Genomic DNA, 19,773 nt, shown 5'->3' with positions numbered 1-19,773 from the left:
TACTCCCCCCCGCGCCCCCCCCCCCCTCTATTTCCCCGGGGGGCGCGCGGCACCCCCCCCCCGGGGGGCCCCGGCGGGGGCCGGGGGGGGGGGCCCCACTCGATCATGATCGAGTCGGCCCCTCCGCGTGTCGGGGCGTCCGTGCGGGACGTGGTCAATCGCTGGCGGCGGCCGGTGGGCCCGATTCCTTCGGTTCTTCGGATTCCGATTCCGATTCCGCTTCCTCTGTCTCTTCCTCTTCGGCCTCGGGGCGCACCGTGGCGGTGGTCCCCTCGTCCTTCTTCCAGGTCGCCGAGACCTTGAGGGAGGCCTTGCCGCTGGATCCCGCGACGGCGCTCACCAGGAGGCCGGACTTGACGGAGAGCTCGATGCCGAATTCGAGGGTGAACTCGTCCGGGGCGGCGGCCCGCAGGCCCGAGCGGACGCTGCCCACGACGGCATGGAGGGTGTCCGTGAGGTCGTCGAGCCGGTAGGTGAGGCCGCGGAAGGCCACGTCGCGGGGGCCGCCCTCGTCCTCGACGCGGGCCCAGAAGGTGCCTCCGTCGGGTGTCTCGACCCGGACGAGGTCCGACATTCCGCCTCCAAAGATGGCGTCGATTCCGCGCAATCGAAATGCGGGATTCCTGAAGCCGGCGGTCGGCCGGCGCTCTAGTATCCCCGACGGGAACTCCGGTGGAGGGGCGAAGGGTTGGTACCGATGGGCACGGAATCGCCGCCTGCGGGCGCGGAGCGCATCTACCTCTCCGACGTGGAGCCGCACGCCGCGGCGCCGATCGACCGGGCGTCCGACCTGCGGTCCCGGGTGCTGTTGCACGTGCTCTTCGCCGACGCCCTGTTGATCGGGGACTCGCAGAGCCTCAACAACCGGTACTTCAGGGCGCTGGTCTCGGCCGAGGAGGCCCGGCAGGTCCCGTGGGCGGAGGAGGGCGCGGAACTGCCGGACCTCGCCCCGCTGCTGGAGTCCGGCCGGATCCGGGTGGCGGTGCGCGCGGGGAGGACCCTGCGGGAGATCAGGGACGACCACAGGCGGCGGAACGTGACGAACGTGCCCGAGCCCGGCTACGTCGCACGGCTGACGGCGATGTCGGCGGCGCACGCGGTGGGCTACGACGGGACGGCGGTGGCGGCGCGCTTCAAGGCCGGTGTGCTGGCCAGGATCGACGTCGCGGGCCGGCACGCCACCGGTGGCACCCGGACCGCGCTGGAGGACGCGCGGAGCTGGATCGCCGACCAGCAGCCCTTCGACTACAAGGCGCTCCGGGACTGGCTGGACAAGTACCGGGTGAAGGACCCGGGCAGCAGCGCCGAGCTGATCCTCGCGCTGCAGTCGGTGGACGAGTGGGCGGGCGAGTCCTACCGCCGGGCCCTGCCCGGCGTGCTGGACGTCGGCATGGCCGGACCGCGGGACGGGTCGGGCACCCTGTCGGCCGCGCGGAGCCGCCGGATCGTGGAGGAGGCCGGGTTGCCCGCCGTCCTGCTCGACAACCTCCTGCTGTCCCAACTCCCCCTGGAGGTGGTGCTGGAGGCCGTCGAGCAGCCCTCCCGGAACGCCCTGGTGCGGGAGCTCGGCCAGGTGCGCCGGGGGCTGCGGCCGGACGACGCGGTGCTGCGGCAGTCGGTCGGCGAGTTCAGCGCGTGGATGCTGGAGGCGTTCGAGCGCACCTTCCGCGGTACGGACGGCCTGGCGTGGGCGCGGCTGCGGAGCGAGACCCGGCTGATGCGCTTCCGGCTGGACGAGGACACGGTGACCGGTCGGCTGGGGGTGGGCCTCGAAGTCCGCGGGGCGCCGCTCGACGGGGCCCGGGACCTCTCGCTCGACGTGGTGGCCGGGTTCGGCGCGGCCGCGCCGGACGGCGACGAGGTGCGGGTGGCGACGGGGCCGCGGCGGCACCTCGACCCGCTGCACCGGATGATCACCCTCGGCGGCTGATCACGCCCTGACGGTCGGGGACAGCACGCCGGAGTCGGCGGCCGCGAGGGCGTAGGCGGCGAGCGTGACCCCGCAGGTGATCCGGCCCCCGCGGAGCCACTCCGCCATCTCCTCCGGGGAGACCCAGACCGGCGGGCTCACCGACTCCATCGCCTCCGGCCGGGCGGAACCCTCCTCCGAGGGGAGCACGGTGGCGCAGCAGACGTGGATGCCGGTCTCGATCAGCCCGGTGTCCGCGTGCACCAGTCCGAGGGTCCGCACGGAGGAGGCGGAGAGGCCGGTCTCCTCCCGGAGTTCGCGTGCGGCCGCCTCCTCCGGGCTCTCGCCCGGCTCGCAGCCGCCGCGCGGGAACTCCAGGGAGACGGCGCCCACCGGGTAGCGGTACGAGGGCACCAGGGCGATGCCCTCGGGGCCGACCGGGACCACCACCACGCCGGTCTGCGCCCACTGCCAGCGGAGGTACTTGCCGGGTGCGCCGCCCGGGCCGACGACGAGGTCGTTGTTGAGCTGCCCGAAGCGGTTCGCGAAGACCTCGACGGCCTCGTGGCGCAGGATCGGGGCGGGCGCGGCGGACGTCCGGTCGTCGATGGTCATGGCGCTCCCTACCGGCTGTCGGGTGGGCCTCCGGTGGGACGGCCCCGTTCGCCATGATCTCCCATGGCGGCCAGTTGCTCCACCCAAGAGTTCGTCTCGGCCGAAAACTCCCGTATCTCGCCGCCGAGTTGGACCAGCACCCGCAGGGACTGCCGTTGGGCCGCGAGGCGTTGACGGTTCCCGGCGGGAAGGTCGGCGCGCAGGTGCGCGGCCTCCCGCATGGCGAGGTACGCCTCCCGGTCCCGGCCGGCGCCGATCAGGGCGAGCGCCTGCCGGTGCAGCCCGTCGGGCAGCCGGGCGAGGTAGCGTCCCGGGTGCCGTTCGGCCAGGTCGCGCAGCAGGGTGACGACCCGTTCGCCGGCCGCCACCGCCTCGGCGGTCCGGCCGGTCCGCCGGTGGCACTCGGCGAGCACCTCGACGCAGGACAGCAGGGTGGCCTCCTGCCGGACCCCCGGAGCGGCCGCCTCGCACAGTCGTACGCTGCGGGCGGCCTCGCCGTGGGCCGCGTCCACCTGGCCGTCCTCCAGGCGCAGTACGGCGAGGAGGCTCAGCGCGGTCGCGGTGTCGAGCAGCCGGACCTGCCGCAGCCGGTCCCTCGGTTCGGTGTCGGCGAGCAGTTCCTCGTAGTGGGCGACCGCGGACCTGCTCTGCTCCAGGGCGGGCACGGTCCGGCCGGCGTGGTGCAGCAGCAGGCTCAGGTTGTGGAGCGCCGTCGCGTACTCCGGGAGGTGGCGTCCGGTCTGCTGGACCAGGTCGCGGCTGAGCCCGACGGCCTGCCGGGCCGCGGTCAGGGCCGCCGTGTCCCGCGCGCCGCCGGGGTCGGTGCCGTCGGGGTCGACGTCGTCGAGCCGCAGGCTGTAGCCGACCAGCCTGCGCAGCCTCAGCAGTTGGTCCGCCTCGGTGAACTCCTCGTCGGGAAGCTCCAGGAGCCGGCGCAGGACGACGACCGAGACCGGCGACATGCTCGACGGATAGCCGGGCAGCCGCTGTTCCACGGCGGTGAGCAGCGGGGGCTCGCAGGACTCCAGGGCGGTCAGCATGACGGCCGCGAGGGGCTCGGCGTGGGGCAGCAGGGCGCCGTTCGCCGCCAGCGCGGGCAGGAGCACGTCCGGCCGGTCGGCGACGGCGCGCGCCAGCACGGCGTCCAGGGCGCGGTGCGCGGGGTGGGCGGCGATCCGGCCCACGTCCGTGCAGCCGCGGGCGCGGGCGAGCACCTCGACGGCCGCCTTCGCCGCCTCGAACCGCTCCTGCGCGGGCCCGGCGAGGGCGGGGTCCGTACGGGTGGGGACCGTACGGGCGGGGTCCGTACGGGTGGGGGACAGCAGCGCGGTGAGGTACGCGTGGGTGTGGCCGGAGCTCTCCGGGGTGCTGAGCACCCGGCGGGCGAGGACCTCGCCGATCCGGTTCGGCCGCAGCGGGGCGACCTGGTCGCCCTCGGCGGGGTAGACCGCCCACAGCGCGGTGCTGACGCGGAGCATGTCGGGGACCGGCCGGTGCGGGAGGACCGCCGCGTGGACCTGCTCCAACACCGCGACGAGATCGGCCCGTTGCCTGCCGGGGGCCAGCGTGGGGACCAGCAGGAGCCCCGCGGCCAGCAGCCTGCCGCTCTCGCCGGCGAACGACGGCTCCCGGGGATCCCACCAGGTGAGCGTGGAGTGCCAGATCCTGATCTCGTGGTCGCAGACCCGTTCGAGCGGATCGCCGTCCGGGGACCAGGTGCGGCCCTGGCGCAGCGTCAGGACGGCGTCCAGCGCGAGTGCCAGCACCCCCAGGAGCGAGCCCTCCCGGTCGGCGCGGGCGTCCAGGGTGGACGGCGGGGTGAGTCGCGGGGAGCCGAGCCGCTCGGCGAAGACCCGGAAGGCGGTGGCGGCCACGGAGGCGTCCCCGGGGGCGGGGACGGTCCTGGCGAGCTGGACCACGCTCGCGTCGGCCAGTACCCCGTCGTCGAGGCCGCTCTGCAGTGCCTGCCAGAGCGGCTTGTCCGCGCGGGCGAGCAGCAGCACACGCAGCCGCATCCGGTCGGGCCCGTACCGGTCGACGTGTTCGAGCAGGGCGCAGACGTCCTCCGGCCGGGCCTGGGCGTGGTCGAAGACGACGAGCACGGGGATCCCGTCGGCGAGGGCGGCGGTGAGCCCGGCGGTCCACTCCGGCCGGTCCAGCGCCTTCCGCTCCGCGACGCCGGCGATCCAGCCCGCCCCGCCCATGAGGCCGCACAGTTCGGTGGCGAGCCGGGTCTTGCCGGAGCCGCCGGGCGCGTGCAGCAGACGCAGCAGGAGGTCGGGCTCCTCGTCGCACCACCGTCGGAGGTCCGCCAGTTCCGGGCGGTCCAGGAACGGCATCGCCCCGTGGGTGAGGAGTTGGGCCGGGGTCGGCGGACGTCTGCTCGGCCGGGGGCGGTCGCGTCCGAACAGCCTGTTCTGCCGTCCGGCCCGGTCCAGCGCGAGGTCGCACCAGTCGGTGCCGGGCCGGTGGTGCCCGTCGTTGGCCTCCGCCAGGGCGGGGAAGTGGGCGCGCACCGCGTCGACCGGGACCAGCCAGCCGCCCGCCTCCTGCCGGTCGTCGCGCGAGGTCTTGAGCACCCCGCACACCCGGCCGGTCCGGAGGTCGAGCACCGGGCCGCCGCTGAACCCCGCGACGACCCGGTCGCCCTGGAGCCTGACGAACCGTCCGCTCCCGCCGGCCACGTGGAGGCGCAGGCTGTCGTGCTGCGGGCCCGACTCCAGGGTCTCGTGGCTGAATCCGTGCACGACCACCTCGGTGCCCTCCTGGGGGGCGCGCTCGCCCAGCCACACACCGGGCAGTGGCAGCGGCTCCCGGAGGTGCAGCAGGGCGAGGTCGGGGAAGCCCTGGACCCGGACCGCGGGGTCGGGTTCGGGGAACACCGCGCCCACGTCGGCGACGAGGGTGCGGCCCTGGGCCGTCACCGTCACCTCCAGGTGGCCCTGGACGACGTGGGCACAGGTCAGCACGGTGTCCTCGGCGACCAGGAACCCGGAGCCGAGGCTCCCCGGGGCGTCGATGGCGACCGTGTGCGTGGCGGCCAGCCGGCTGAGCTCCTCCCGCCGCCGCCACGCCGCGTCCTCGTCCGTCACGTCCGCTCCTCCCCGGGCCCGGCGCGCCGGTCGTCCCGGGGCGCCGGTTGTCACGGCACCAGGGTTCCGTCCGGCGTCGGCGGAATCCAGAGGCTGTGGCGGTTCGGGAGTTCGCCGGTGGCGGACAGGGGGTGGCCGGGCGGGAGTTCGTTGAACGCTGGCGGGCCCTAACCGGGCGGGAGGGTGAGGGTGGCGACGGCGCCGCCGGCGGGGTGGTTGCTGAAGGTGAGGGTCGCGCCGATGACGCGGGTGTGGCCGGTGGCGATGGTGAGGCCGAGGCCGTGGCCGCGGCCGCGTTCGGGGGCGTTGGTGCGGAAGCGCTGGGGGCCGTGGTGGAGGAGGTCGTCGGGGTAGCCGGGGCCGTGGTCGCGGACGGTGATGCGGCGGCCGTCGACGTGGAGTTCGACCGGGCCGGCGCCGTGGCGGTGGGCGTTGAGCAGCAGGTTGCCGAGGATGCGGTCGAGGCGGCGCAGGTCGGTGCGGACCTGCCGGTCGGCGGTGTCGGAGGTGCCGGCGGTGTCGGAGCTGATGTCGACGGTGACGTCGAGGCCGGTGAGGGTGACGGTGCGGCGGACGGCGCGTTCCAGCGGGACGGCGGAGAGGTCGGGGGATTCGACGTCGGCGTCCAGGCGGGAGACCTCCAGGAGGTCCTCGACCAGGGCGCGCAGGGCCTGGACCCGGTTCTGCACCAGTTGGGTGGGGCGGCCGGGCGGCAGCAGTTCGGCGGCGGTGACCAGGCCGGTGAGCGGGGTGCGCAGTTCGTGGGCGACGTCGGCGGTGAAGCGCTGTTCGTCGGCGAGGCGGCGGTGCAGGGTGCGGGACATCAGGTCGACGGCGGCGGCGAGGTCGGCGACCTCGTCCCTGCCGTCGACGAGTTCGCCGATCCGGGTGTCGGTGCCGCCGGCCGCGATGCCCCGGGCGGCGGTGGCGGCGGTGCGCAGGCGGCGGCTGATCCGGTCGGCCACGAGCACGCCGGCCAGCACGGTGGTGAACACCGCGGCGACCACGGTGATCAGGATGATCCGGTCCAGGTCGGCGATCGCCCGGCGGTCCTGGGTGAAGTCCACCCGGACGGAGAGCACCCCGCCCTGGACCGGGCCCGCCGCCCACATCGACTCGCCCTGCGGGTCGGCGGCGAGGAGCGAGCCCTGCCGGCCGGCGGCGGCGAGTTCGCGCAGCCGGGCGGGGAGGGCCGGGTCGTCGACGGCGGCGCCGGGGCCGGGGGTGCCGCGGCCGTAGTCGGTCAGCGCGGAGCCGAGGGCGGTGGCGGCCGCGGTGCGGGCCTGGTCCACGTGCTGGCGGATCATCGCCTGGTGCACCAGCAGGCCGACGGTGACCGCGACCAGGACGGAGATGGTGGCGACGGCGGTGGCGATCTGCCGGCGCAGGGTCATGCGCCGCAGGGCCATGTGCCGCAGGGATATGCGCCGCAGGGCCAGGTGTCGCAGGGGTACGCGCCGCAGGGTCGGCCGGCGCGGGGTCATGCCGGGCGCCGCAGCTTGTAGCCGAAGCCGCGGACGGTCTCGATCCGGCCGGAGCCGATCTTGGCCCGCAGGCGCTGCACGTGGACGTCCACCACCCGGGTGTCGGCGCCCCACTCGTAGTCCCAGACGCGCTCCAGCAGCGCGGAACGTTCCAGCACGATGCCGGGGGCGGCGGTGAACTCCAGCAGCAGCCGCAGTTCGGTGGGGGTGAGCGGGACGAGGCGGCCGTCGACCCGTACCTCCATGCTGTCGGTGTCCACCTGCAGCCCGTCGACGGTGCGGAGGGAGGCGGCGGAGGGCGCGACGGGGTCGTCGAGGACCTCGGGGGCCGGGGTGACGGCGGCGGCCGGGCCGGGTTCGACGGCCGGGGCGACCCGGACGCGCCGCAGCACCGTACGGATCCGGGCCACCAGGACGGCGCTCTCGAACGGCTTCACCACGTAGTCGTCCGCGCCCGCCTCCAGGCCGGACACCACGTCGACCGGGTCGGTGCGGGCCGACATCATCAGGATCGGCAGCTGGCTCTCCTCCCGGATCCGGCGGCAGAGGCCGACGCCGTCGAGCAGCGGCAGCATGACGTCCAGCAGCAGCAGGTCGGGGCGGACGGCGTGGAAGGCCTCCAGTCCCTCCAGGCCGTCGGCGGCGGTGGTGACCGGGAAGCCGTAGCGCTCCAGGGCCATCCTGGTGGCCTCCCGGATCACCTCGTCGTCCTCGACGAGCAGGATGTGCGGCTGGGCGGGGGCGGCTGCGGTGGTCATCGCTTCGTTTCCGGGACGACGGCGGGGCCGGACGGCTGGGAGGTGGGTCGGGCGGCGGACGGGGAGGCGACCCCGGCGGCCGGGGGCTGCTTCGGCCCCGAGGAGGGGCGCGCCGGGCCGGGGACGGGCACGGGGACGCGGTCCGGGCCGGCGGCGGACGTCGCCTCGGCGCCCGGGTCGGCGGTCGGGAGCAGGCCGACGCCGTCCACCCGCCGCTCGACCAGGGCGAGCCGGTGCCCGTCCCAGTGGTAGTGGCTGCTGGTGCGGGTGGCGTAGGTGGTCGGCTCGTACAGCCAGAGGTCGGAGTCGACGGTCGCCGCGCTGGACATCTGCTGGACCTGGGCCCGCAGGATCGGTACGACCCGGTCGTCGGCGAGCGTGTAGACGTGCAGCACGAGGGCCCCGGGGGTGGCGACGGCGGTGATCAGCTCGGGCCGGCCGTCCCCGGTGAGGTCGCGGAACTCGGGGGCCCGCACCTCGCACCCGGCGCAGGAGTCGAGCGCGCGGCGCTCCTCGGCGCTCACCGCCGGGTCCTTGGCGAGCAGGGTGCGGACGTCGACGGCGGTGAGGTCGTGCCCGGGCACGGTCAGGTCGGGTACGGGCTGCGGCGGGGCCTGGGAGGTGGCGTCGGTCGGGGACGTGGGCGGCGGCGGCGCGGTGGCCAGGTCGGGCCAGAGCGGCTTGGCCACCGCGGACGGGCTGGGCGGGGCGACGGCCGGGCGCGGACCGTCGTCCCGCAGGCCGCCGGGGGCGGCGCGGCCGAAGGCCAGGACCCCGAGGGCGGTCAGGGCGGCGAGGACGGCGAGGGCGGCCGCGGGGACGGCGCCGGGGCGGCGGCGGAGCGGGGTCGGTGCTGCCACGGTCGGTGCTCGTCCTCCTCGGTCGCGGTCGGGCCTCTGACGCCGGGCGTCTGGTGTCGGACGTCAGGCGGGCGGTCGGTCGGGCGTCGGACGTCCGGCGTCTGGTGTCGGACGTCAGGCGGTCGGGCGTCCGGGTCCCGGAGTGGGACGCGGTGGGGCGCGGCGTCGGTTCGTCGCTCCCCGTGGTCGTCCCCAGTTCTACCGGGCCCGGCTCCGGCCCGGTCAGGCCGGGTCGGCCAGCACGATGATGTTGTCCGTCCAGTGCCCGTCCGGGCCGATCCGTCCGCCGCAGGTGATCAGCCGGAGCGCGGGCCCGGGGGTGTCGCCGTAGACGGCGTCGGTGGGGAAGCGGTCCTTGGCGGCCTGGAGCAGGCTGCGGACGGTGAAGTCGACGGTGCGGCCGTCCGCCCGCCGGATCCCGATCCGGTCGCCCACGTGGAGTTCCGGCAGGCGCTTGAAGACCGCCGGGCCGTTCTTGGTGTCGAGGTGGCCGATCAGGACGGCGGGGCCGGCCTCGCCCGGGGCGGGGCCGTTGCGGTACCAGCCGACCTGGTCGGCGTGGTCGGCCGAGGGCACCTGGACGGTGCCGTCGGAGTTCAGGCCGAGGTCGGTCACCGGGGCGTCCACGCCGATCGAGGGGATCAGCAGGCGGTTCGGCGGCGAGGGGGCGAGCGGCTGGTCACCGGCGGTCGGCGCGCCGACCGGGGCGGGCGCGCCGGCGGTGGGGGCGGTGGCGGGTGCGCCGGCGGCGGGGGCACCGGCCGCCGGGGCGTGGCCGGAGGTCTCGATCCGCACCACCGGGGTGTCGCGGCCGGACAGGGCGAGGGTGCTGCCGAGGGCGATGCAGAGCAGGCCGGCCGTACCGAAGACGCTCCGCCGCAGCAGGCTCGGGCCGGGCGGGGCGGCCCGCCGCCGCCCACGACCGCCCCGCCGGTCGGTCCCCGCCGCCGGGGGCACCCCGGCGCCGCTTCCCCGCCCGGCCGGGTGCGGGGGAAGGGCGCCGGGGTGCCCGGCGGACCCGGGACGGGTGTCAGCCACGCGCACCGGAACGGCGGCGCAGGACGGCGAAGCCCAGCGCACCGGCGCCGACGGCGGCGACGGCGCCGCCACCGACCAGCATCAGCCCGTTGCCGTCGGTCGCGCCCGAGCCGTCACCGGCCTGGGCGGCACCCTTCGGCACCTCGCGGACCTGCGGCTGGGAGCCGGCCGGGCCGTGCGACGGGGTGGCGGTGGCGGTGGCGACCGCCGGGGCGGCGCCCTCGGGCGCCGACGCCGACGGCTGGCCGGGCTTGGCGGGGGCGGCGCTCGGACGGACTCCGCCGACGGCCGCGCCGCCCGGCGCGGCGTTGGAGGGGGCGGCGGACGGCTTGGCGGGGGCCGGCTGCGGGGTGCCGTCGGCCCAGGCCTGTCCGCCGGTGACGACGGTCACCAGTGCGGCGCCGGTCAGTGCGCAGACGGCCAGCAGACGGCGGGCGGGCGAACGGTCGGTACGGCTCCTGCTCATGGCGGGGGTCTCCTTCGTGGCTCTGGTGGACGCGTCAGTGGCGGGACCGCGGTTCCCGCCAACGGCGCACCGGGGGCGCGGCCCGTGGTGCTGGTACGGCCGGTGCGTCGTCAGTGACGCTAGGAGGGCCGTGTCGCAGTCCCCGCCCGGCCGCGTCACGGTCGCCCATCGGCTGGGTAACGGTCCCCGGGCCCGCCGGAACGGCCCTGTGACGTAGGCGGGGCCGAGCCCGTGACGTACGCGGGAACGGCCCCGTCAGGAGACCGAACCGGGCCCGCGCCGAACACCGCTGAGCATCCCCGCCCGCCCGTCCGTACCTCCCGGTGTGGGGGTACGACCGAGTGAAAGGTGGCAGTGATGAGCATCCTCGCCAACCTCCTGCCGGCGATGCGGCAGTCCCGCAAGGACCGCGGGCACGACAAGGAGGACCGGAACACCAACAACACGACCAGTCGCGGTCGTCGTCACGGCCGCAAGAACAAGCACGGGCACTGACGACCGACGGACCGCTTCCGGTCCCCTGGTCAGGACGAGCGAGTGCGGTCACTGCGGCGGTTGACGGCCGTCGACACCGGTGACGGCGACGGCCGGACCGATCCGGTCGTCGCCCCGGCGCCGGCCGTGTCGCTGCGGCGCACGTTCCGGCGGTTCTGGCCCTACACCCGCGGGGGACGGCGCTGGCTGGCCCTGCTGGTGGTGGTCGTCCTGTTCGGCCCGGTCGTCGACGCGGCCATGGTCTGGCTGTTCAAGATCGTCGTCGACGACGTGCTGGTGCCGCGCAGGTTCGGGCTGTTCCTTCCGGTCGCGCTCGGCTACGCCGGGCTGACCGTGGTGGCGGGGGCCCTCGACTTCGCGGACCAGACGCTCTCCACCTGGGTCAGCGAGCGCTTCCTGCTGGCCCTGCGGGCGGACGTGTTCCGGCACTTGCAGGGCCTCTCGCTGGGCTTCTTCGAGCGACGACGGCTCGGCGACGTGCTGTCGCGGCTGACCGCGGACGTCGAGGCGGTCGAGACCTTCCTGCTCTCGGGCGTCCTGGACGCGGTCGCGTACGTCGCCGAGCTGGCCGTCTTCCTGGGGGTGCTGTTCTACCTGCGCTGGGACCTCGCGCTGACCGCGCTGGTGGTCGCGCCGTTGTTCTGGCTCACCGCCCGGCGGTTCTCGACGAGGGTGAAGGACGCGTCCCGGGAGCGGCGGCGCCGCAGCGGTTCGGTCAGCGCCCTCGCGGAGGAGACGCTGGGCAACATCGCGCTGGTGCAGGCGTACAACCGGCAGGACTGGGAGCAGGACCGGTTCGTGCGGGAGAACCTGGCGCGGTTCCGGGCGACCATGGCGGCGACCCGGCTGCGCGCCCTGTTCGCGCCGATCGTGGAGATGCTGGAGCTGGTCGGCGCGCTGATCGTGCTCGGGCTGGGCGCCTGGGAGTTGGTCCACGGCCGGCTCACCCTCGGTGAACTCCTCGTCTTCGTCGCCCTGTTGAGCCGGCTCTACAGTCCGATCCAGGGCATCGGGCGGCTCAGCAACGGCTTCTTCTCGGCCTCGGCCGCCGCCGAGCGCATCATCGAACTCCTCGACCAGCAACCGCAGGTGGCCGATCCGCCGCGGCCGCTGCGCGCCGCCCGGGTGCGCGGGGCGGTGGCCTTCGACGGGGTGTGGTTCCGCTACCCGGGCACGGCCCGCGCCGCGCTGTGCGACCTCTCGCTCCGCGCCGAGCCGGGCGAGACGGTGGCCCTGGTCGGCGCGAGCGGGGCCGGCAAGTCGACGGTCGCCAAACTCCTGCTGCGCTTCTACGACCCGGAGCGCGGCGCCGTCCGGCTGGACGGCATCGACCTGCGCGACCTGGCACTGACCGACCTGCGCGAGCAGGTCGCCGTGCTGTGGCAGGAGACCCTGGTCATCCACGGCACCGTCCGGGAGAACATCGCCTACGGCCGCCCGGGCGCCACCGACGCCCAGATCACGGCCGCCGCCCGGGCCGCCGACGCCCACGAGTTCGTCAGTCGGCTGCCGGACGGCTACGACACGGTGGTGGGCCAGCGCGGGCGGCTGCTGTCCGGCGGCCAGCGCCAGCGGATCGCGATCGCCCGGGCGATGGTCCGGGACGCGCCCGTCCTGCTGCTCGACGAACCGACCACCGGTCTCGACCCCGAGTCGGGTCGGCGGATCCTGGAACCGCTGGGGCGGCTGATGAACGGCCGGACGACGATCATCATCTCGCACAACCTGCTGACCGTACGGAACGCCGACCGGATCGTCCTGCTGCGCGAAGGCCGCGTGGTGGCCTCCGGCAGCCACCGCCACCTGCTCGCCCACGACGACGACTACGCCCGGCTCGCCCGGGCCGCGACCCCGACGGAAGTCGCGCGGTGAGCTCCCGGGAGCCGATGACCGCCGGGGCGCCGATCGCCCCCGGCTACCAGGTGCTCGCCCACCTCTGCCGCACCGGCTGGCTGGACGTCTACGACGCCTGGAGCGAGGAGCGCGACTGCCGCTGCGTCGTCAAGGTGCTCCGGCCCGACCACCGCCGCGACCGCGAACTGCGCGAGCGCCTGCTCCGGGAGGGCCGCTGGCTGACCGCGTTCACCCACCCGCACCTGGTGCGCGGCTACGGCACCGGTGAACGCCCGCAGCCGTACGCGGTGCTGGAGACGCTCAGCGGCGAGACCCTCGCCCACCTGATCGACCGCAGCGCACGCCGCCCGGCCGCCACCGACCTCACGCTGCTCGGCCTGCACCTCTGCTCGGCGGTTCGCTACCTGCACGGCCGGCACCTGCTGCACCTCGACCTCAAGCCCGCCAACGTGGTGATCGACTGCCGCCGCGCCAAGGTGCTCGACCTCAGCATCGCCCGCCCGCCGGGCCCGGGCCGTCCGGGGGCCGGCACGGACGGCTACCTCGCCCCCGAGCAGCTCCTGGGCGGCGACCTCACGGCGGCCACCGACGTCTGGGGCATCGGGATCACCCTGTACGAGGCCGCCACCGGCGAACTCCCCTTCGACGGCGAGCCGTTGACCCCGGCGCCCCCGGTGTCCCGACGCCGCCGGCTGCCCCGCCCGCTCGCCGGGGCGGTCGACGCCTGCCTGCGGCTCGACCCGGCCGACCGGCCGTCCCCGGCCCAACTGTCGGCGGCACTCGACGACTTGCTCCCGCAGGGCCGCCGCGCTGTCATGCCGCCGGAGGGGTAGTCGAAGGCGCGCGGCCAGGCCCTGTCCGGCCTACCGGGCCCGGGACCGCAGCTGCCGCAAGGTCCAGCCGGCGCCGGGCGGTTCGGACAGCGGACGGGTGTGGGCGGTGAAGAGCTCGGCCGCGCGGCGGTAGGAGAGCCGGGCGCGGCCGGTGTGGGGGCAGCGGTCGGCGGCGGGGGTGCCGGCCGGGGCGCGGCGGTCGGTGAGGAAGAGCGGGCCGCCGGCGCGGCCGGCGACCAGCAGCGGGAGCAGCCGGGCGGTGCCGGTGCCCCAGCGGAGCCCGGGGCGGTCGGAGCGGGGGCGGGTGCGGCGGCCGGGGAGGTCCAACTGGTCGGTGTCGAGGGCCAGGACGGACTCGATGGCGGCGCCGGACTCGTGCAGCAGGTGCCAGAGCGTCTGCTCGCGCAGCGGCGCCCGGCGGGCGAACAGGGCGCGCAGCTGCTCCTTGCCCAGCGGGCCGCCCCCGGCCCTGGCCCCGCCCCCGGTGCGGCTCCCGCCCTCCGCCGGTTCGGCGGGCAGCGGGCCGGGGCGCAGGGCGGTGCTCGGGTCGCCGTCGATCCAGCCCTGGGCGCGCCACCAGGCCACGGCCGCGCGCAGGGTGGAGAGCTCGCGGTTGAGCGTGCGCGGGTCGGTGGCGGCGGCGCGGCGGGCGACGGCGGTGTGCAGCCGCCCGGGGGCGTCCGGGTGGTCGAGCAGGGCGAGCGGCAGGACGGGCGGGCGGGCGCGCCGCCGTTCGGGGCCGGTGGGGGCGGGTCGGTCGGCGAGCGCCCAGGCCCAGGTGTGGAGGGCGATCCGGTAGATCCGCCGGGAGCCCTCGGAGAGTCCGGAGGCGGCCAGGTAGTGCTCGACGGCGAGGCCGTACTCGACCGGGGGGAGCTCCGTCACATCGGCCTTCTTCCGCAGTAAACGACTGTCTCGCATCACCGTCCAGGCTAGCGGTGATCCGCAGTAAACCGCAGTTCAATGGCCACGAAAGGGCCGATTTACTGCGGCAGAACCGGCCCCTCCAGACATTGAGGCGAAAAGGCTCAACTTTCCCCCGGAAACCCTTGAACCCGGCTCCCCGGCGCGCGCAGACTGACTGCCCATGGCAGTGGAAACCGAACGGACCCCGGCCCGCCCCCGGCGGCCGGGAGACCGGCTCGCCGTGCTGCGCGAGCGTGAATTCACCCGCTTCTTCGTCGGGTACACGACCTCCCTCCTCGGCTCCTCGATGGCTCCGGTCGCGGTCGCCTTCGCGGTGCTCGACGGCGGCGGCGCGGGTGGCGGCACCGGCGGCAGCGGCACCGACCTCGGCTGGGTGATGGCCGCCCGGATCCTCCCGGTGGTGCTGGTCCTGCCGGCCGGCGGGGTGATCGCCGACCGGCTGGGCAGCCGCCGGCTGATGCTGGGCACGGACGTCCTACGCGGCCTCGTCCAGGCGCTGTTCGCCGCACTGCTGGCGGCCGGGCACGCTCCGGTCCCGGCGATGGTCGTGCTGGTGGCGGTGTGGGGGGTCGGCGAGGGGCTGTTCATGCCCGCGTTCGGCGCGATCGTGCCCGCTCTGGTGCGCCGCGAGGAGCTGCGGGCGGACGGCAACACCCTGCTGGGGCTGGCGCGTTCGGTGTCCACGGTGGCCGGGCCCGCCCTGGCCGGGCTGGTCACGGCGACCCAGGGCCCGGCCGCGGTGCTGCTGATCGACGCGCTGACGTACGGCGTCGGGGCCCTGGCGCTGGCCGGCCTCCGGCTGCCCGGGCGGGTGCCGGCGGGCGGCGGGGAGTCGATGCTGCGGGAACTGCGCTCCGGCTGGTCGGAGTTCACCGCGCGCCCGTGGCTGTGGATCACCACCGTGCAGATGGGCCTGTTCAACCTGCTGGTCTGGGCCCCGTTCCTGGTGCTCGGCCCGCTCACCGCGCAGCGGGAGCTGGGCGGCGCCCGGGCCTGGGGCCTGGTGATGGGCGTGTACGGGGCCGGTGCGGTGCTGGGCGGGCTGCTGATGCTCGGTCGCCGCCCGGGGCGTCCGCTCGCGGTGGCGACCGTGGCCGGTCTGGCCTGGGCGCTGCCGTCCGCGGCGCTGGCGGCGGGGGTGGCGCTGCCCTGGGTGGTCGCGGGGGCGCTGGTGGCGGGGGTCGGCTCGGCGGTCTGCGGGACGCTGTTCAGCACCACCACCCAGCGCTGGGTGCCGGCCGAGCTGCTGGGCCGGCTGACCTCCTTCGGGGCGCTGGGCGCCTTCGTCCTCGGCCCGCTGGGACTGGCGGCGGCCGGTCCGCTGGCGGACCGGTTCGGCGCCGGTGACGTGTTGTTGCTCGGGGCGGTCTGGCAAGTGGCCGCCGGGGCCGTAGTGTTGGGCCTACCGGCCGTACGGAATCGACGCTGGGAGGAGGGCCCGGGCAGCTGACCCACCCCTCGGACGGCTCCGGGGCGCACCCCCGGCCACCACCGGTGCGGCCCACCGCGCACCGTGACCGGCCGGCCCCGGAGTGCCGCCGGTCGCTCCGCCCACGCGTGCGTGCCTCCGCGGCGGGCGGGGTGGCCGGGTCGGTCGTACGGTGGAGGGGCGGGGGTCACGGAGGAGGTTGACCATGCCCGGTTCGCTCACCATCGGCCACCACCAGGCCGCGGCCGTCCTGGACCACACGGATGCCGAACGGCTGGCCACCGTACTGGCCGAACTGGCCTACCTGCTGGAGATCCCGGGACCGAACCGGATCAACGAGGCGCAGCTCGCCGTGCTGTGCGAGGGCCGGGCGCCGGACCGCGCCGAACTGTCGCACTGGGCGCGGGCGCTGTCCGCCGAACTCAAGGGGCAGCACTGAGACCGGGGTCGCTCCCTTCCGGTACCCCGAGCCCGCACAACACCTCCGGCGCCCCGCCGCCCCGCCGTACGATGGCGAGCGGGGCGGACCAGCCCCTCGGACGCCGGTACGCCCGCCGTCCGACCCGGTGGAGGGCGGGGGCCCGAGCGTGCCGCAGTCGTCGTTGTCCTGGCTGACCGTGCCCACCCCGCTGCCCAGCGGTCCGATGCACATCGCGGTGACGCCGCTGGGCGTGGCGGCGGCCGGTTACGGCGGGCGGGACGGCGAGGTGCCGCCGTGCACCGACCCGGCGAAGATCGCCGCCGTGACCGAGCGGATCGGCGCCTACCTGGCGGGCCGCACCCGCGAGTTGGGCCTGCCGATCGACTGGAGCCTCAGCTCCGGGCCGCACCGCGCCGTGCTGCGCACGCTCTGGGAGCAGGTGCCGTACGGGCAGACCGTCACCTACGGCGAACTGGCCGCCCGCAGCGGGGTGTTCGAGGACGTCACCGAGCCCGGCCTGGCCGCCCGGACGGTCGGGCAGATGATGGCCGCCAACCCGGTCCCGCTGCTGGTGCCCTGCCACCGGGTGGTGGCGGCGGACGGGATCGGCGGCTTCGGCGGCGGCCGGGTCGGGATCGACGTGAAGCGCTGGCTGCTCACCCTGGAGGGGGTGCTGGAGCCGACGCTGGACTGGAACGGCCCGCTCTAGGGTCGGTCGGCAAGCCCCTACGACCGCACCGGCACCCGCCGCGGCAGCACCGGCTGGATCCCCGACACCAGGGTGTACTCGATCCCCGCCACGTCCGGCGGCCCGCCGGCCTCGACCCGCTCCCCGAGCGCCAGCCGCACCGCGTCCCAGGCCAGGTTGAGCCCGCACAGCCCCAGTTGGTACAGCCCGGCGGCCGGGCGGGTGTTGACGTCGATGACCACCGGCCGCCCCTGCCACTCGCGGAACTGGACGTTGCACAGGTACGCCATCCCGCTCGCCGCGACCAGCCGCCGCACCGGCTCCAGGTAGCGCTCGTCGGTGGTGAAGCCCCGGCGGCGGCCGTCCTTGGTCCGTCCGACCACGGTGAGCGGGCGGCCGTCCCGGTCGGCCAGGCAGTCCACCGAGACCTCCGGCCCGTCCAGGTACGGCATCACCAGCAGGTCGAGCGGCTCGCCCCCGGCGGCGGGGGCGGCCAGTGCCGCGGCCACCTGGTCGACCTGCACCCGGTGGTCCCAGCCGGCCAGCCGGGCCGGGTCGTACGGTTTCCGGGTGAGGACCCGGAAGCCCGCGCCGCCCGCGCCGGTGGTGGGCTTGAGGCAGGCGGTGTGCCCGTCGTCCTCGATCCGCTCGACGGCGGCCAGCAGTTCGTCCGGGGTGCGGACCCGCCACCAGGGCGGGGTGGGCAGTCCGGCGGCGGCGATCGCGGCGTAGCCGTCCGCCTTGCCGGCGAAGGCGGCGACCGCGGTGGCGGGCGGGCAGAGCAGGGTGGTGCCGAGGGCCTCGAACTCCGGTCGGGCCAGGGCGACGGCGAGTTGGTGCAGTCGGGGCAGGAAGACGTCGACGGAGTGCCGGGCGCAGTAGTCGAGCGCGTAGCGGACGTAGGCGTCGGTGGGCAGGTCGGCGGGTTCCGGGGTGCCGTGGTCGGCGGCGGCGAGCACGGGGGAGTCCGGGTCGGCGTGGGTCGCGTGGACGACCACCGGGCGTGCGCCGGTGCGCAGTTGCTCGATGAAGTGGACGTTCTCGGAGTAGGTGCGGTTCAGCCAGACCCGTACGGGTGAGTTCATGCGACGCCTCCCGGACCGTAGTTGACGAAGGGTCAGGGCACCCTAGCGGTCCGTTCGACGGCTTCGAACGGCAGGGTGGGCGCGGACCGGATCTGTCAAGGGGTGGCGCGGGCGGGGCGGTCGATGGGGGAAGATGGCGGGTCGGGGTTCCGGTAGTTTCGAATAAATAGTCGAACAAATATCGATCAGGTGATCTAGTCGTACTATTTGTTCGGTTATTCGGAACCACTCGAATGAGTGATTGCGGGACGCCCCCGAACGGGCCCACCATGAAGCTGCAACATGAATGCGCAAGGCGACACTTCATCGGGCATGCGAAGGGCCTCCCTTATGTCGACCGAAACCAATGCCGGTATTCCTGCGCCGGGCGCGCAGCCGGAGATCCGGCAGCAGCAGTCACTGAGCACGGCGGGCGCGCGGAACCTCGCCACCACGACCAAGTCCGCGCCCCAGATGCAGGGCATCAGCCCGCGCTGGCTGCTCAGGATGCTGCCCTGGGTGGAGGTCTCCGGCGGCACGTACCGGGTCAACCGCCGCCTGCGCCACAAGGTCGGCCGCGGCCGGGTGGGTTTCGTCAAGACCGGTTCCGAGGTGCGGATCGTCCCGCAGACGCTGGCCGAGGTGCCGGTGCTGCGCGGCTACCAGGACGACGCGGTGCTGGAGGAGCTGGCCGGCCGCTTCGTGCAGCGCCAGTTCGCCCCGGGCGACGTCCTGGTCACGGCCGGCACACCGATCACCGAGGTCTTCCTGATCGCGCACGGCAAGCTGGACCGGCTCGGCACCGGCAAGTACGGCGAGGAGACGGTGGTCGGCACCCTCGCCGACGGCGACCACCTGGGCGACGAGGCGCTCCAGGAGGAGGACGGCGCCTGGCCGTACACCGTCCGCGCCGCCACCTCCGGCACGGTGATGGCGCTCGCCTGGCCCTCCTTCCAGGAGCTGCACGACCGCTCCGAGTCGCTCCAGCTGCAGATCATGGAGTACCTGAACGGCTTCCAGCAGGCCCAGAACAAGCACGGCGAGGCGGCGATCGGCCTCTCCGCCGGCCACCAGGGCGAGTACGACCTGCCCGGCGCCTTCGTGGACTACGAGCTCAAGCCGCGCGAGTACGAGCTGAGCGTCGCCCAGACCATCCTCAAGGTGCACAGCCGCGTCGCCGACCTCTACAACCAGCCGATGAACCAGACCGAGCACCAGCTCCGGCTGACCATCGAGGCGCTGCGCGAGCGCCAGGAGCACGAGCTCGTCAACAACCCGGAGTTCGGGCTGCTGGAGAACGCCGAGTACGACCAGCGGATCCAGACCCACTCCGGCCCGCCCACACCGGACGACATGGACGAGCTGCTCAGCCGCCGCCGCAGCACCAAGATGTTCCTGGCCCACCCCAAGGCCATCGCCGCCTTCGGCCGGGAGTGCAGCAAGCGCGGCCTCAACCCGGGCACCGTCGAGGTCGAGGGCAAGCACGTCAACGCCTGGCGCGGGGTGCCGATCTTCCCGTGCAACAAGATCCCGATCATCGGCGGGCACACCAGCTCGATCATCGCGATGCGCGTCGGCGACCACAACCAGGGTGTCGTCGGCCTGCACCAGACCGGAATTCCGGATGAATACCAGCCGGGCCTTTCGGTCCGGTTCATGGGAATCGACGAGAAGGCCATCATCTCCTACCTGGTGAGCGCCTACTATTCGGCCGCGATCCTGGTCCCGGACGCCGTCGGCGTGCTGGAGAACGTGGACGTCGCCCAGCGCTGACGACGGGCTCCCGGCTCGGCCTCCGAGCCCGAATCCGCGCCGCCCGGCCGGGGCACCAGCCACCGGC

General features: G+C 75.1%; 18 protein-coding genes. 8 read left to right on the top strand and 10 right to left on the bottom strand.

Features of this window, described 5'->3' with window-relative positions:
* Positions 1 to 154: 154 nt before the first annotated feature.
* Positions 155 to 574, bottom strand: a complete 420-nt coding sequence (locus tag ACFXOZ_RS37990) for a CU044_2847 family protein (RefSeq protein WP_380594521.1) — start codon at positions 572 to 574, stop codon at positions 155 to 157.
* A gap of 123 nt (positions 575 to 697) precedes the next feature.
* On the opposite strand from ACFXOZ_RS37990, the gene ACFXOZ_RS37985 reads away from it, so the two are divergent.
* Complete coding sequence (locus tag ACFXOZ_RS37985) at positions 698 to 1,930, top strand: hypothetical protein (RefSeq protein WP_380594519.1); 1,233 nt, start codon at positions 698 to 700, stop codon at positions 1,928 to 1,930.
* On the opposite strand, the gene ACFXOZ_RS37980 is transcribed toward ACFXOZ_RS37985, so the two are convergent.
* The 7 genes from ACFXOZ_RS37980 to ACFXOZ_RS37950 all read right to left on the bottom strand — a co-directional run bounded on the left by ACFXOZ_RS37980 (position 1,931) and on the right by ACFXOZ_RS37950 (position 10,222).
* Positions 1,931 to 2,524 (bottom strand): NUDIX hydrolase, encoded by a 594-nt coding sequence (locus ACFXOZ_RS37980; RefSeq protein WP_380594517.1) that lies wholly within the window; start codon positions 2,522 to 2,524, stop codon positions 1,931 to 1,933.
* Between the two features lie 8 nt (positions 2,525 to 2,532).
* Positions 2,533 to 5,616, bottom strand: coding sequence for a trypsin-like peptidase domain-containing protein (locus ACFXOZ_RS37975; protein ID WP_380594515.1), 3,084 nt, complete (start codon positions 5,614 to 5,616; stop codon positions 2,533 to 2,535).
* Between the two features lie 167 nt (positions 5,617 to 5,783).
* Positions 5,784 to 7,025, bottom strand: coding sequence for a sensor histidine kinase (locus ACFXOZ_RS37970; RefSeq protein ID WP_380594513.1), 1,242 nt, complete (start codon positions 7,023 to 7,025; stop codon positions 5,784 to 5,786).
* Between the two features lie 71 nt (positions 7,026 to 7,096).
* Positions 7,097 to 7,858: a two-component system response regulator CseB gene (cseB, locus tag ACFXOZ_RS37965; RefSeq protein ID WP_380526232.1), complete on the bottom strand. Its 762-nt coding sequence runs from the start codon at positions 7,856 to 7,858 to the stop codon at positions 7,097 to 7,099.
* Positions 7,855 to 8,718 carry a hypothetical protein gene (locus ACFXOZ_RS37960; RefSeq protein ID WP_380594511.1) on the bottom strand — a complete coding sequence of 288 codons (864 nt, stop codon included), beginning with the start codon at positions 8,716 to 8,718 and terminating at the stop codon, positions 7,855 to 7,857. Before ACFXOZ_RS37960 ends, cseB begins: the two co-directional genes overlap by 4 nt.
* Before the next feature lie 222 nt (positions 8,719 to 8,940).
* Positions 8,941 to 9,756, bottom strand: coding sequence for a class F sortase (locus ACFXOZ_RS37955; RefSeq protein ID WP_380594509.1), 816 nt, complete (start codon positions 9,754 to 9,756; stop codon positions 8,941 to 8,943).
* Positions 9,749 to 10,222, bottom strand: a complete 474-nt coding sequence (locus tag ACFXOZ_RS37950) for a hypothetical protein (RefSeq protein ID WP_375881622.1) — start codon at positions 10,220 to 10,222, stop codon at positions 9,749 to 9,751. Before ACFXOZ_RS37950 ends, ACFXOZ_RS37955 begins: the two co-directional genes overlap by 8 nt.
* 357 nt (positions 10,223 to 10,579) lie before the next feature.
* On the opposite strand from ACFXOZ_RS37950, the gene ACFXOZ_RS37945 reads away from it, so the two are divergent.
* From ACFXOZ_RS37945 to ACFXOZ_RS37935, 3 genes are read left to right on the top strand one after another with little or no spacing between them, the layout of a single operon-like run.
* Positions 10,580 to 10,717: a hypothetical protein gene (locus tag ACFXOZ_RS37945; RefSeq protein WP_375881624.1), complete on the top strand. Its 138-nt coding sequence runs from the start codon at positions 10,580 to 10,582 to the stop codon at positions 10,715 to 10,717.
* 42 nt (positions 10,718 to 10,759) lie between these two features.
* Positions 10,760 to 12,589: an ABC transporter ATP-binding protein gene (locus ACFXOZ_RS37940; RefSeq protein ID WP_380594507.1), complete on the top strand. Its 1,830-nt coding sequence runs from the start codon at positions 10,760 to 10,762 to the stop codon at positions 12,587 to 12,589.
* The gene (locus ACFXOZ_RS37935; RefSeq protein ID WP_380526240.1) at positions 12,586 to 13,404 is read left to right on the top strand and encodes a serine/threonine-protein kinase; all 819 of its coding nucleotides are present in this window, start codon (positions 12,586 to 12,588) and stop codon (positions 13,402 to 13,404) included. Before ACFXOZ_RS37940 ends, ACFXOZ_RS37935 begins: the two co-directional genes overlap by 4 nt.
* A 30-nt stretch (positions 13,405 to 13,434) precedes the next feature.
* On the opposite strand, the gene ACFXOZ_RS37930 is transcribed toward ACFXOZ_RS37935, so the two are convergent.
* Positions 13,435 to 14,289 (bottom strand): hypothetical protein, encoded by an 855-nt coding sequence (locus tag ACFXOZ_RS37930; protein ID WP_380526242.1) that lies wholly within the window; start codon positions 14,287 to 14,289, stop codon positions 13,435 to 13,437.
* A 202-nt stretch (positions 14,290 to 14,491) separates the two neighbouring features.
* Between ACFXOZ_RS37930 and ACFXOZ_RS37925 the strand changes: the two genes are divergently transcribed.
* The 3 genes from ACFXOZ_RS37925 (at position 14,492) to ACFXOZ_RS37915 (ending at position 16,890) form a co-directional block, all read left to right on the top strand.
* Complete coding sequence (locus tag ACFXOZ_RS37925) at positions 14,492 to 15,781, top strand: MFS transporter (RefSeq protein WP_380526244.1); 1,290 nt, start codon at positions 14,492 to 14,494, stop codon at positions 15,779 to 15,781.
* A gap of 184 nt (positions 15,782 to 15,965) precedes the next feature.
* Positions 15,966 to 16,199 carry a hypothetical protein gene (locus tag ACFXOZ_RS37920; protein WP_380526246.1) on the top strand — a complete coding sequence of 78 codons (234 nt, stop codon included), beginning with the start codon at positions 15,966 to 15,968 and terminating at the stop codon, positions 16,197 to 16,199.
* A 148-nt stretch (positions 16,200 to 16,347) separates the two neighbouring features.
* On the top strand, positions 16,348 to 16,890 hold the full coding sequence (locus tag ACFXOZ_RS37915; protein ID WP_375881637.1) for a methylated-DNA--[protein]-cysteine S-methyltransferase: 543 nt from the start codon (positions 16,348 to 16,350) through the stop codon (positions 16,888 to 16,890).
* Positions 16,891 to 16,907: 17 nt separating this feature from the next.
* Here ACFXOZ_RS37915 and ACFXOZ_RS37910 read toward each other — a convergent pair whose 3' ends face one another.
* Positions 16,908 to 17,954 (bottom strand): ATP-grasp domain-containing protein, encoded by a 1,047-nt coding sequence (locus ACFXOZ_RS37910; protein WP_380594505.1) that lies wholly within the window; start codon positions 17,952 to 17,954, stop codon positions 16,908 to 16,910.
* 330 nt (positions 17,955 to 18,284) lie between these two features.
* Between ACFXOZ_RS37910 and ACFXOZ_RS37905 the strand changes: the two genes are divergently transcribed.
* Positions 18,285 to 19,706: a family 2B encapsulin nanocompartment shell protein gene (locus tag ACFXOZ_RS37905; RefSeq protein WP_375881641.1), complete on the top strand. Its 1,422-nt coding sequence runs from the start codon at positions 18,285 to 18,287 to the stop codon at positions 19,704 to 19,706.
* Positions 19,707 to 19,773: the final 67 nt, after the last annotated feature.

Origin of the sequence: Kitasatospora sp. NPDC059160, assembly GCF_042755465.1 — a bacterium.
Classification (GTDB): domain Bacteria; phylum Actinomycetota; class Actinomycetes; order Streptomycetales; family Streptomycetaceae; genus Kitasatospora.
The sequence above is the reverse complement of the archived record's forward strand: the minus strand, read 5'-3'. Positions and strand labels throughout refer to the sequence as shown.